The sequence below is a fragment of the Paenibacillus sp. FSL R5-0345 genome (genome assembly GCF_000758585.1).
Lineage (GTDB): Bacteria > Bacillota > Bacilli > Paenibacillales > Paenibacillaceae > Paenibacillus_AQ.
Map to the genome: position 1 here is coordinate 3,144,946 of NZ_CP009281.1, position 13,029 is coordinate 3,157,974.

The 13,029-nt window shown below is 41.5% G+C and carries 14 protein-coding genes; 9 read left to right on the forward strand and 5 right to left on the reverse strand.

Translation table 11 applies throughout. The features are described 5' to 3' along the window. Window positions 1–40 precede the first annotated feature (40 nt). The 4 genes from R50345_RS13800 (at window position 41) to R50345_RS13815 (ending at window position 3,292) form a co-directional block, all read left to right on the forward strand. On the forward strand, window positions 41–451 hold the full coding sequence (locus tag R50345_RS13800) for a bacteriohemerythrin (protein ID WP_081389791.1): 411 nt from the start codon (window positions 41–43) through the stop codon (window positions 449–451). 186 nt (window positions 452–637) lie between these two features. Beyond that, window positions 638–1,831: a metallophosphoesterase gene (locus tag R50345_RS13805; protein ID WP_042127405.1), complete on the forward strand. Its 1,194-nt coding sequence runs from the start codon at window positions 638–640 to the stop codon at window positions 1,829–1,831. A gap of 147 nt (window positions 1,832–1,978) precedes the next feature. Continuing rightward, a complete protein-coding gene (locus R50345_RS13810) occupies window positions 1,979–2,428 on the forward strand; it encodes a MarR family winged helix-turn-helix transcriptional regulator (RefSeq protein ID WP_042127406.1) in 450 nt (149 codons plus the stop codon). A 48-nt stretch (window positions 2,429–2,476) separates the two neighbouring features. Further along, on the forward strand, window positions 2,477–3,292 hold the full coding sequence (locus R50345_RS13815) for an SDR family oxidoreductase (protein ID WP_042127407.1): 816 nt from the start codon (window positions 2,477–2,479) through the stop codon (window positions 3,290–3,292). 18 nt (window positions 3,293–3,310) lie between these two features. Here the strand turns inward: R50345_RS13815 and R50345_RS13820 are convergent, their stop codons facing one another. Continuing rightward, window positions 3,311–3,784: a ferritin family protein gene (locus tag R50345_RS13820; protein WP_042127409.1), complete on the reverse strand. Its 474-nt coding sequence runs from the start codon at window positions 3,782–3,784 to the stop codon at window positions 3,311–3,313. A 144-nt stretch (window positions 3,785–3,928) separates the two neighbouring features. Between R50345_RS13820 and R50345_RS13825 the strand changes: the two genes are divergently transcribed. From R50345_RS13825 to R50345_RS13840, 4 genes are all read left to right on the forward strand, one after another. After that, window positions 3,929–4,606 carry a response regulator transcription factor gene (locus R50345_RS13825; RefSeq protein ID WP_042127411.1) on the forward strand — a complete coding sequence of 226 codons (678 nt, stop codon included), beginning with the start codon at window positions 3,929–3,931 and terminating at the stop codon, window positions 4,604–4,606. Next, window positions 4,603–5,979: a sensor histidine kinase gene (locus R50345_RS13830; protein WP_042127412.1), complete on the forward strand. Its 1,377-nt coding sequence runs from the start codon at window positions 4,603–4,605 to the stop codon at window positions 5,977–5,979. Before R50345_RS13825 ends, R50345_RS13830 begins: the two co-directional genes overlap by 4 nt. A 69-nt stretch (window positions 5,980–6,048) precedes the next feature. Then, window positions 6,049–7,167, forward strand: a complete 1,119-nt coding sequence (locus tag R50345_RS13835) for an ABC transporter permease (RefSeq protein WP_042127414.1) — start codon at window positions 6,049–6,051, stop codon at window positions 7,165–7,167. Next, complete coding sequence (locus R50345_RS13840; protein WP_042127416.1) at window positions 7,164–7,859, forward strand: ABC transporter ATP-binding protein; 696 nt, start codon at window positions 7,164–7,166, stop codon at window positions 7,857–7,859. Before R50345_RS13835 ends, R50345_RS13840 begins: the two co-directional genes overlap by 4 nt. A gap of 64 nt (window positions 7,860–7,923) precedes the next feature. On the opposite strand, the gene R50345_RS13845 is transcribed toward R50345_RS13840, so the two are convergent. The 4 genes from R50345_RS13845 to R50345_RS13860 form a co-directional block, all read right to left on the reverse strand. Beyond that, window positions 7,924–9,084, reverse strand: coding sequence for an asparaginase (locus tag R50345_RS13845; RefSeq protein WP_042127419.1), 1,161 nt, complete (start codon window positions 9,082–9,084; stop codon window positions 7,924–7,926). 354 nt (window positions 9,085–9,438) lie between these two features. Then, window positions 9,439–10,329 carry a LysR family transcriptional regulator gene (locus R50345_RS13850; protein WP_042127421.1) on the reverse strand — a complete coding sequence of 297 codons (891 nt, stop codon included), beginning with the start codon at window positions 10,327–10,329 and terminating at the stop codon, window positions 9,439–9,441. 30 nt (window positions 10,330–10,359) lie between these two features. Further along, window positions 10,360–10,791, reverse strand: a complete 432-nt coding sequence (locus R50345_RS13855; protein WP_042127424.1) for a GNAT family N-acetyltransferase — start codon at window positions 10,789–10,791, stop codon at window positions 10,360–10,362. 67 nt (window positions 10,792–10,858) lie between these two features. Next, a complete protein-coding gene (locus R50345_RS13860; RefSeq protein WP_042127426.1) occupies window positions 10,859–11,692 on the reverse strand; it encodes a helix-turn-helix domain-containing protein in 834 nt (277 codons plus the stop codon). A gap of 158 nt (window positions 11,693–11,850) precedes the next feature. Here R50345_RS13860 and R50345_RS13865 point away from each other — a divergent pair, with 158 nt between their 5' ends. Next, window positions 11,851–13,014: a Gfo/Idh/MocA family protein gene (locus tag R50345_RS13865; protein WP_042127428.1), complete on the forward strand. Its 1,164-nt coding sequence runs from the start codon at window positions 11,851–11,853 to the stop codon at window positions 13,012–13,014. The last annotated feature ends 15 nt before the right edge of the window (window positions 13,015–13,029 follow it).

The window sequence follows — 13,029 nt, forward strand, 5'->3', positions numbered from 1 at the left end:
TTATCGATATGTAAATTTCAGGAAATGGAATGGTGATTTCGTGATTGAGTGGAAGGATTCATATGATATCGGTGTAGAGAAAATAGACTGTCAGCACAGACAGTTGCTAGCGAAATTGAACGAATTTTTTGATGCTTGCAGTAAGCAGCAGGGGAAAGAAAAGATCGAAGAAACGCTGAAATTCTTGAAGGAATATACCATTGAGCATTTTAGCAATGAAGAACAATTGATGGAAGAGATCGATTTTCCTGAATTGGCGGAACATCGTCAGACGCATGCTGATTTTGTAAAAGCCGTTCTTGAATTGGAAGAAACCATTAAAACTAAGGGAGTTTCCGTTCTCTCGACAATTAAGCTTAACCGTACGTTGACCGATTGGCTTCTGAATCACATTAATAAATGCGATAAGCTAATTGGTGAGTGTATGGCCACACGGGATAGAGCGGTATAACTTAAACCCCCAAAGAAAATGCCGACGGGCATTTTCTTTTTTTTTGACAGGGAATGTGATAAGAAATTGTGGTATGTTATTTGCTCCGTTTTCCGAAGACAGCACCGGAATTTATACTGGGTTAACGGTTTGTGTTATGATTTGAGATAAGACATATAGAGTTAGTATAGTAAAGGGAGTGGAATGATGAAAACATTACGAATGTTAGTTTCAGGGTTTGCTATGCTGCTTATTCTGGGCCTTGTTAATTTTTACATTGGGTATCATGGATGGTTGCTGGTTCATGAATGGTTTTCAGGTGCTTCCTTAGCTTTGTTCTGGACAGTATTCCTGCTTGTGGCCTTTGCGTATGTCGTTGGAATGATACCGTGGCCTACACTTGTGAAGCCGTTAGCTAGATTCTTTAAAGTGATTGGATCGTATTATCTAGCCTGTATGGAATTTGCTATTATCATGTTGCCGTTAGCTGATCTGTTGTATGTACTGCTGGGCTGGATGGGTGTTGATCGAACGCACTACATCTCAGAAGCGGGAGTTACGCTACTGATATTACTCATAGTTTTTCTAGTCTGGGGTTCGATTAATGCTTGGAGTACAGTAATCCGTACGCATCCCATTCCCATCGATAAATCCATAGGAACCAGTACACCATTAACCATCGCGGTTGCATCCGATCTGCATTTAGGAAATATCGTCGGTAATCGCCATCTCAAAAAAATGGTTGCACAAATGAACGCTATGAAGCCTGATGTGATTTTGCTGGCTGGGGATGTACTTGACGATAGTATAGAGCCTTTTATTCGCAACGGTATGAGTGAACAGCTCAAGCAATTAAAAGCACGTCATGGTGTCTACGCAGTGCTGGGCAATCACGAATATTACGGTGGTTCGATTAAAGAATATACCGATTTAATGAGTAGCATAGGCATTAAAGTCTTACAGGATGAGGTTGAAGAAGTAGCTGGAACGTATATTGTGGGTCGAAAAGATAAAACTGCCGAAACAATGGAAGCCGGTGGCAGAATGAGTGTAAGCTCTTTATTGAATGGTCTCGATCTTACACGTCCTGTAATCATGATGGATCATCAGCCTACCGGTTTTGATGTCGCTGCCCAAGAAGGGGTAGATATTTTGCTCTCCGGTCATACGCATCGTGGACAGATTGCGCCTAATCACTGGATCACTAAACGGTTATTCGAACTGGACTGGGGTTATCTTCGTAAAGATAACTTGCATGTGGTTGTTTCCTCTGGTTATGGGACATGGGGACCTCCAATCCGATTAGCCAGCCGTTCGGAGATCATTAAACTTGAAGTAGTCTTAGAAGGGACTAAACAATATAGTGAAGAAGCCGTGTCTACAAAGACGGTATTAATCTAACTGAGAAATTAAATGATAAGAAGCTGTCTTAACCCGTGGAATTATTCTGCGAGATGAGGCAGCTTCTTTTTTTGACAATTAGATGAGCGTGTAGTATTGTTTGTTTGTGATAGTTAAGCACTTAACTAAATTGGAGTTGGAAAATCTATGAATGAACATTTGCAACCGTTCGTTTTGAAGCAGCCGCTGCATACTCAGGTTTTTTTTACTTTAGTTCATACTACTGCAAGCTTGGTTTCTGTCTCTGATAAATATTGGCAGTCTAAAGGATTAAATGGCGCAAGAATTCGTATCTTGGTAGAAATATCTAAACAGGGTGGAACAATTCTGCCTTCTACATTGGCTCACAATATTGGTGTCACAAAAGCTAATATTAGTCTTTTGCTGACCCCCCTAGAGAAAGATGGTTGGATCACCCGTTCGAATCATACACAGGATGGTCGAAAAAGCGTTATTTCGATCACGGGTGAAGGTCAGCGATTACTCCTAGAACATCTTCCCGGAAATCGTGAAGTGATCGCTGAACGTATGCAGGGACTGGATGAACAAGAGCTTCGACAACTCATCGTTTTATTAGATAAGCTTAATAATAGCTAGCTATAATGTTGCGGTCTCGAATTCAAGGAAAGGGAAGGGTGGAGTGTAATGTCAATTATGGTTACTGGGGCTACGGGGCAATTAGGGAGTTTGATTATGGAGAATCTTCTACAGTTTGTTTCGTCCAGTCAGATTATCGCATGTGTTCGTGATCCAGAGAAAGCAAAGGAACTTTTGGAAAAAGGGGTTGAGATTCGCTTTGGCGATTATGACCAGCCTGATTCCCTGGTGGAAGCTTTTTCAGGAGTTGCAAATTTGTTGTTCATCTCTAGTTCACATCCCGATGATAACGTCAGATTGATTCAACATTCTGAGGTCGTTAATGTTGCATTAAAGGCCGGGGTAAAGCATTTGCTGTATACAGGCTTTGCATTTCCACCAAAAGGACAAATTCCAGCGAATCATGTTCACCTACTTACAGAGCAGATGATTCTTAAATCAGGGATTGACTATACATTTCTCCGCAACGCTTTGTATATGGATTTTATAAATGTACTAGGTCTGAAAGAGGCGATCCAAAACGGTGAGCTAATCACCTATCCAGGGAACTGGTTATTTAATTCGGTGACACGAAAGGATCTCGCTTTAGCAACAGCAGTCGTGCTTACCACTACAGGGCATCATAATCAGATTTATGAATTAGCTGCACCACGCTCTTGGGATTTCGACGAACTTGCGGAGATATTATCAGAGCTATCGGGAACAAGGATTGTTCATCGGCAGGATTCAAACATTCAGCACTGGATTTATTCATTTCTTGCGAAGTTAGATACAGCTTCTACTTCAAATGATATGGAGAGACTAATGGGACGGCCTGTTACCACATTGAAGGAGAGCATAGTCACTTTCCTTCAGAATGAATAGCGATATTGAATAATTCAATTATATAGTGGTTCGATCTAAAGTGAGTAAATAATTATATTTACTGGCATGTTTTAATTCATCTAAAATAATCCCATATACAGTATCGCGATAAACTCCAACAGGCAGACCAAACCATATTTCGCGGTACTTTTCTACAGCAGCCAGTTCACCTTGGAGTGCTTTCTCTAATCCTTCTTCATAGGAACTGATCCGTTGATATTGTTCACTACTAATTCCAGTGATATCTTGACCAGTAATTTCTTTGAACATCCCGCGGAACATGGAGTTGTGACCCCGTTCGTCATCTCGTATTGAGGTGATGATGGAGGCTTGCTCGGAATTTGGGGCCAGTTTGATAAGTTCATCATAGAAAAGCTCATCATTTCGTTCACCTTGCACAGCTTCTTTGATTAAATTTAATGCTTGAGGAAGAGAGGTTGCCCAGATAGGTTTGAAATCAGATCTATTCTGAGATAAGGGTGTCCAATACATTTTTTTATTAACCTCCTGATTTGCACATTATAATTAGGAGTAGTATATGAGCGAATGCCCGGTATGTTCACTTTTTTTCTTTAGTTGTTCTAACCCTTTAAAGTTGATACTATGGGTTCATCCGTAATTCAGGGAGTGTAAATGATGAAGAAGATTTTAATAGCAGATGACGATAGCAATATTCGGACTTTATTGAAGCATGTATTGACCAGAGAAGGTTATCAAGTCATGGAGGCCGTCGATGGTCGGGATGCGATACATAAACTGCAAGAAAGTATTGCCGATTTAGCCATAGTGGATGTAATGATGCCGCATGTGGATGGATTAGAGCTATGCCAGCATATAAGAGAAACGTATGATATACCGATCATTTTGCTGACAGCTAGGCAGCAGCTTAGTGATAAAGAGCAAGGCTATTTACGGGGAACAGATGATTATGTAACGAAGCCATTCGAGCCTGAAGAATTGTTGTTTCGGATTAAAGCTTTATTTCGGCGGTATTCCATCGCTTCGGATGATCGGATTCGCTTGAATTCACTTGTGATCGATCGTAAAAATTATGAGATCACGGATGGCGATGAAGTTCTCCTGCTGCCGGTAAAGGAATTTGAACTACTAGCGCAACTGGCACAATATCCAGGCAGACTATATTCACGCAGTGAGTTGATTGAATTAGTATGGGGAATGGATTATGAAGGTGATGAACGTACGGTGGATGTGCACATCAAGCGATTACGTCAGCGGTTTCTGGATTATCAGGATGATTTTGTGATTCGGACGGTAAGGGGAATCGGATATAAATTGGAGATGGTGAATTCGTGAAGTCCTTGTATGTGAGGATGTGCATTCTTTTTTGTTCGGCCATTGTTGTGAGCAGTCTTCTTGGTTTCTTGGTATCTAATATTTATTATCAAGCTCAGATTAAATCTCAGAACGATGCCAAGCTTACGGGGATGGCTATTGAAATCCAGCAGTTTGCGGAGACTCACCCGGATTCTATGGAGGATTATCTGCAAAGTGTAGCCAAGCTGGGTTATAAAATCTATCTAACCGATGCAGAAGGTCAATCCCGATTCTACGGCAAGCCTTTTCGGAAAGAGGATCTAGATAAGCAACAGTTAGAAAAAGTACTGAATGGACAAGTGTATCATGGTGTAGAAGAGTTTCCTGATAGTGCATTTATTACAGGGTTTTTTGATAACCAATTAAGCAATACGATAGGTGTGCCAATCGAAGTCAATAATGAGACCTTCGCGTTATTCATGCGTCCGGATGCAGAGGTTCAATTCGGTGAGCTGCGCGTATTTTTTGCTGTTATTATCGGGTTTACCGTATTGTTCAGTCTGGGATTCGTAATGATCAGCGTATTACATGTGGTCAGACCTATTACACGTTTAACAACGGCAACTAAGCGGATTTCAAAAGGTAGATATGATATTAAACTAAATACTTGGCGAAGGGATGAGATTGGTCAGTTAGCCTCACACTTTATGATTATGAGCCGTGAGCTGGAACGGACCAATCGTGCGCGTCAAGAGTTTGTTGCGAATGTGTCGCATGAAATCGAATCGCCATTAACTTCTATTCAAGGCTTTGCCCAAACCCTTAAAGATCCTACATTACCAGAGGATGAACGCATAGAGTACCTTAATATTATTGATCAAGAAAGCCATCGTCTATCGATGCTTAGTAAACAGCTGCTAACGTTATCTTCCCTCGATTATGATCCGGATTCCTTGCAGAAGAAGCCTATAGATTTGCGTGCACAGCTTCGGCAGGTTGTACAAATCATGGAGTGGAGATTAACAGAGAAGCAATTAGCCGTTCGTTTAAGTCTTGCGGACATTCGCGTATATGGCGATTCCAATCTGTTGTATCAGGTGTGGATGAACCTCATTACTAATGCTATCAAATATACACCTGCTGAGGGATCCATTATGATTTCCGCAAAACTTGACGAAGGGAATTGTGTTGTAACCTTTTCGGATACTGGGGAAGGTATTCCTGCTGAGGAATTACCACTCATCTTTGACCGTTTTTATAAAGTTGACCGGGCACGGACACGAGAAACACATAGTAGCGGACTTGGACTTGCGATTACGCAAAAGATTGTAGAGACACATAACGGAACCATAGAAGTATCCAGTACAGTTGGCAAAGGCACGACCTTTACTGTTACTCTTCCTCTTTTGTAACTGGTTATTCATACTCCGTTCATTTTCATCTTCTAAACTGTGACTATACAGATTAGAAGGAGTGGTAATATGTTTCTAGCCTTAAGAGAAATGCGACATTCTAAAGCCAGATACCTGTTGATAATGGTAATCATGTTATTGGTTTCCTTTCTTGTACTTTTCGTAACGGGACTGGCCAGAGGATTAGCGTATGCTAATATCTCAGCAATAGAGAATATGCCGGCAAACTATTACGTGGTGCAGAAGGATGCGGATCAGACGTTTAGACGTTCTCAGTTAACGGATACGGAGCTGGGTAGTGTTCGAGCAGTAGTAGGAGATAATAATGCTTCATCACTTGCTTTACAGATGAGTACAGTGACTACGAACGATACGGATACTAAAGCAGACGTAACTTTTTTCGCAGTTGATATGAACGGTTTACTGGCTCCAAAAGTGATTGAAGGTGACAAGATTACGAATGATACGCAGGGAAGTGTCATCGTTGATCGTGACTTGGAACAGTCGGGCATTAAGATTGGTAGTACGATCCAAGATCAGGCGACTGGGAAGGAATTTAAAGTTACAGGATATGTTGAGAATAGCTCATACAGCCATACCCCAGTAGTCTATATTAACAATAAAGATTGGCAGGAAATGAGACAAGGTGTTAATCAAGGTAGTGAGGCTACATCAGGAGCGCCTTTTAATGTAATTGCGCTTAATGCAAACGCAGGGCAAGTGGATAAGATCTCTGCTAGTACGAAAAATGTGGAAGTGATTACGCAAAAAGAAGCGATTTCTAATATTCCGGGTTATTCATCAGAACAAGGTTCACTGCTTATGATGATTGCCTTCCTGTTCGTAATCGCCGGGTTTGTTCTGGCTGTATTCTTCTATGTCATTACCATTCAGAAAACAAGCCAGTTTGGAATTCTGAAAGCCATGGGTACAAAAATGTCTTACTTGGCTTGGAGCGTTGTAGGGCAGGTCATGATATTGGCTATTGCAAGTCTAAGCATTAGCTTGCTGCTTACCTTTGGAATGAATCAGGTACTACCAGACACTATGCCGTTCCAACTGGAACCTTCTACGATTCTATTAACCAGCGGTTTGTTCGTTGGGATGTCTCTTTTAGGATCACTCATTTCTGTCGCTAAAGTGGCAAAAGTTGATGCATTAGAAGCAATTGGGAGGGCTGGGGCATGAGTACTACTAAACTATTGATGAAGCAAGTGACCAAGACGTATGGAGACGGCGATACAACGGTATCTGTTCTGAACAATTTGAATCTTATAGTCAATGAAGGGGAATTCGTCGCCGTCCTTGGGCCTTCGGGAACAGGGAAGAGTACATTCCTTTCAGCAGCGGGAGCACTTCTTACCCCTACCAGTGGTGAGATTTTCATAGATGGAGAATCGCTTACTGACAAAAGTAAAAGCGAGCTGACTGAGCTTCGTTTAGAGAAGATAGGCTTTATGTTCCAAAGCGCACAGCTACTGCCTTATTTGAAAGTTGAGGAGCAACTTCTCTTTGTAGCTAAACAAGCGAAGATGAGTGCTAAAGAAGCTAAAGAACGGGCAGCAGATTTGATGAAGCGTCTGGATATCTGGAAACGTCGGAACCATTATCCTGAGCAGTTATCTGGCGGCGAGAAGCAGCGTGTAGCCATTGCAAGAGCATGGATGAATAAACCTGCGATCTTGTTTGCAGATGAACCGACAGCAAGTTTAGATTTCAAACGGGGCAGAGAAGTCGTGCGAATGATTGCTGACGAAGTTAAGAGTGAAGGCAAGGCTGCTGTAATGGTCACTCATGATGAACGGATGCTTGAATGGTGCGACCGCGTGTTGCATCTGGAAGATGGACATTTGGTTGAACATGAGTTAAGCAAAATTTAGTAGAAAAAAGATTCATGCCTTGAATGGCATGAATCTTTTTTTGTGTGTGAGTAATAGACTGTCCTTATTTGTCAGCTATGGTAACTTGGCCTGAGCCATATGTGTCAAACCAGCCTTTAATTGTGTTGAAATCGCTACTGAATGACAGTGCCAGTTCTAGTAGAATTCGGGCATGTGCTGCGTTCAGGTTGTCTCCGGCAATTATGCCGTCACTTGATGTATAGTTAGAACCGGAACCCGTACGAGTGGTAGCTACGAAGATCACTCCGTTTTCCTTAATAGCCTTTGTACGAGCTTCTCCCATCGCTTTGGATACGCCACCGGCCCCTGTGCCTGAAGTAACGATACCTTTTGCTCCGTCTTGGACGAAACCTTTAATTGCTCCTGCACCCGCATCTTGGTAGGCATAAGCAATTTCAACCTTCGGCATATCGCTGCTCTTAATCTTAGTTAGATCGAATGGTGTTGCCCATTTGTCAGCGGTCAATAGCGCTCTGGAGTTCGCACGATATATTCTAATATTATTTTCATCGATATATCCGAGGATACCTAGTTGCGGACTTTCAAAAGTGTCAGTACGATAGGCATTCGTCTTGGTAACCTCTCTAGCTGTATGAATCTCGTCATTTAACATGAGTACAGTACCGTAATATTTCGTTTTTCCACTAGCAGCTAGTTTAATAGCATTGAATAGATTAGCCTGAGCGTCACTTCCGATAACAGTCCATGGACGCATAGAACCAGTTACCACGACAGGTTTGGAGCTGCGAACAGTAAGATCAAGGAAATAAGCAATTTCCTCCATCGTATCTGTACCTGTAGTAACAACGATACCGTCTTGGGTTTCTAGTGCTTTATCTACATTTAAGGAGAGATCATATAGTTGTTGCATGGTATACGAGCCAGAGCCTGCATTCCCAAATTGATAGCTAGTTACATCGGCGAACTTTTTAAGGTTAGGCAGCGCCTTGACCATATCCTCCATTAACAAAGTCCCGGCTTTATAATTCTGAAAGCTGGTCTCATCCACAGATTTACCGGCAATCGTACCACCGGTTGCTATGACTTGGACCTTTGGAAGCTTAACTGTTCCTTCAATCGTTTGGGTAACCTCTGCAGCGTAAGTGGTAGAAACGGGAAGCATTGTTGAAGCGGAGAAGAGTAGTGTGAAAGTGAGTCCTGCGGCAACAGTAGTTTTGGCGAGCTTTGATTGAAATCCATTCATAGATGTAGCCTCCCATTTGAGTATGTACTTTCACTTATATGTTATTTTATATTACATATAGGTGGTTCGTGATTGGATTATATCTATGAATATATTATTACGACAAGTTTACTTACATGCTGATAAAACGCTTAAATCTACTATTTATGCCGATTTTCTATCTATTGCTTATATATTATATGAATTTTATTAATCAACTTTTGAAGTAAAATATAATAGTTATGTTATATTTTATAACACTAAACTTGCGAGGTTTATGAATCTAATAAATAACAAAATGCCGGACTATCTTTGTGAGATTGTCCGGCGTTGCTAATCTATAAATTTGCTGCCGAAACTTTCTCGGCGGCCTGACTACATGTCTTTTCTAGAGACTAGTAGTTTTTGTATAAACACATTGGTGGCCATGGAGGAGGAACTTTCTTTATGGCGGATGATAGAAAATTGTCTTTCAAGATGGTGATGTCTGATGGGAAGTTCATAGATTTCACCACATGCTAATTCCTTACGCACAATCCATCTGGAGAGCATAGCGATTCCCAAACCGGAGGAGACCGCTTCTTTAACTCCTTGACTACTGTTGAAAACATATGATCTTTTGACAAATATCTCTTCTTCTTGAATGAAATGATCACTAAAAGCACGCGTTCCAGAGCCAGGCTCTCTCAGTACCCAAACCTGATTTTGCAGCATGCTTTGCTCGACAGCCCCCCTTTTTGACAAAGGGTGATCGGCAGGGGAGACGATAATCATCTCATCCTTCATGTAAGGTGTGACGATCAGATCATTCTCATGGGCTTCTCCTTCGATAAAGCCTATGTCCAATTCATTAGATCTTACACCACCAATAATTTCTTCGGTATTACCGATTGTCACTTGAAGCTTAACTTGCGGGTACTGATTTGCAAATTCCGCAAGTCTTGAGGGTAATATATATTCTCCAATTGTAAAGCTCGCTCCAATATGTATACTGCCAGTTACCTCATCCTGTAGCATTTGTATTTCCTGATGAGCTTCTTCAAAGTGGGCCAATATTTGCTTGGCGTGTTTATAAAGAATTGCACCTGCTTCGGTTAATCTCACTTGTTTCGGAGACCGGTGCAGAAGCTTTGCGCCTAGTTCATTCTCAAGATTCCGGATATGTAGACTGACACCGGGTTGAGAAAGATTTAGTAATTCTCCTGCTTTAGAGAAATGGCTTTGCTCAGCTACAGTAACGAATACCCGTAATGTATCAACAATCATAAAAATCCCTCTCTGAAAGTCCCAAATGTATTAAATTTTCTTATCAAGTACGAACTGAGCCTTCTTTTGTGAGAATCCAATTCGTGTGTAAAAACGTACGGCATCTTCCCTAGTTTGGTTTGTACGAACTCTTAATTTGTTCACTCCAATTTGTGCTGCCCAGCGTTCACAGGCTTCAACAAGTTGTTTACCGGTCCCTACTCCGCGATGTTGCTGATCGACCACTAAACCACCAATCTCAACAAAGGGTGGAGATTCAATTAACAATCGCACACTGGCATGAATCCATCCTATTAATTGCCTATCCGACTCTGCTACATAAATAACATGATCTTTACGATTACTTATCTCTGGAATTCTTTCTTCTAGTTGCTCGATATTTAAAGGATAACCGAGTTCACTGGATACTCTTGCAATCTCTTGCGTATCGTCTATTGTTGCTGTTCTAATAAGTATGTTCATTCACCGCCTTAAAATGAAGTAAGTCTTTATTATATTTCATCTTGTACAGAGGAACACCTCTAATAAGCTACTTTGTACTATTACGATAAGCGGATGGGGAAAGACCCATTGTCTTTTTAAAATACTTAGAGAAATGAGCTAATTCCATGCCGACTTGCTCCGCAATATCCGAAATGCTGAAATCTGTGTAAGAAAGCTGTCTTTTGGCATGCTCCATACGTTTCAATTGAACATAGTGCATAGGAGTCACCCCCATGAATCTTTTGAAATAAGGAATGAAATAGTTCGGGTGGAGGTGGACAAGCTCTGCTAAGTCATCAATCTCTATGGGCTTATTCAGATATTTATCGATGTAATGGAGCACATGAGCCAGCTTGCCTTGGTCACCGGTGTGTATGAATTGAGTCATAAAGTCTGTATCACTACTATCGCTCGATTCTAGACAAGTGGCTATGAGATTGAGCAAACACGCTTGCGTGCGCAGGATAGATAGAACGTCGTCCTTTTGAAATTGTTCGATCATCTCTATGAAGATTGCCCTTATTGAATCTGGATTAGGTGAATCGCAGATGTATAATTTTTTCTCTGCATGGAATAAGGGCCACTCCCCAATATCAGCATCAAAGTGGCAGTAATAACGGATATATGGATCATCAATAGAAGTTTCGGTAGTTTGTGTGCTCCCCGCAGGCATGATCATAAGCTGACCCGGTTTCGGATAATAGGTAATCCCGTTAATAATAACTTTTCCCATGCCCCCGTCTATATAATATAGCCGATTAAAAGCGGGTGTTTCCAGCGTGCGGTTCCATCCGGGATATCTGTTACTCAGTTGGGCATGGGTCACAGTAACCTTGAGATTCTGCAGGAGACGTCCTGATAAGTTACCTGGGTTGTTCATCATCTAACTCCTTTAACGCTCGTATATCCTCATTATAACGGTTCTATTTAACTAAAACATCTTACTTAAATGCAAATAAACCTTAATTTCAATCATGTTCATGTCCATAAATTAAGTATATCCTCTAAGCATAACCACTAATAAGGAAGTGACCAGAGATGAGTACAGTTCGTTATGGAATTATTGGCATTGGAAATATGGGAACGGCACATGCGCAGAGTCTGCTGAGTGATATTAAGGGGGCTGAACTTACTGCCGTATGTGATATAAGAGAAGAACGTTTGAAATGGGCTGAAGAGCAATTACCTGAGAACGTCAGGAAGTATTCAACTCCGAAAGAATTATTCGAGTCACGTATCATGGATGCGGTATTAATCTGTACTCCGCATTATGATCATCCTACACTTGCAATCGAAGCTTTTCAGCATGGTTATCATGTACTAGTGGAGAAGCCTGCAGGTGTTTATACGAAAGCTGTTCAACAGATGAATGATGCTGCAGCACAGTCTGACCGCAAATTTGGAATCATGTACAATCAGCGTACAAATCCTTTGTATCAGAAGCTGAGAGATCTTATTCAGTCTGGTGAGTTAGGTGAGATCCGCCGGACGAATTGGATTATTACCGACTGGTATAGATCGCAGAACTACTATAATTCTGGTGGCTGGCGGGCGACATGGGCGGGTGAAGGTGGTGGGGTATTGCTTAATCAAGATCCTCATCAGTTAGATTTATGGCAGTGGACAACAGGCATGATGCCGAAGCGGATAAGAGCATTTTGCCACTTTGGAAAATATCGCAACATTGAGGTTGAAGATGATGTAACCGCTTATGTGGAATATGAGAATGGAGCTACGGGTTTGTTTATTACTACAACTGGAGAGGCACCGGGGACCAATCGTTTTGAAATCAATGGCGATAATGGGAAAATCGTAGTGGAAGACGGGAAGCTGACCTTTTGGCGTTTACGTACACCTGAGCCTCAGTTCAACGCAGAATTCACAGGAGGATTCGGTAGTCCAGAGTGTTGGAAATGTGAGATTCCTGTAGAAAATGGCGGAGGGGAGCAACATAAAGGGATTCTACGGAACTTTACGAATGCCATTTTACATGATGAGGTATTACTTGCTCCTGGAGAGGAAGGGATTAAAGGGCTAACGCTTTCGAATGCTATGTATTTATCGGCTTGGACGGACAATTGGGTGGAGCTTCCGATAGATTCAGATTTATTCTATGAGAAACTAATGGAAAAAGTAAAAAATTCGACTTTCCAAAAGGAAACCTCAGAATCTAAAACATTGAATGTTAAAGGAACTCATTAAATCGAAGGAGAGAGG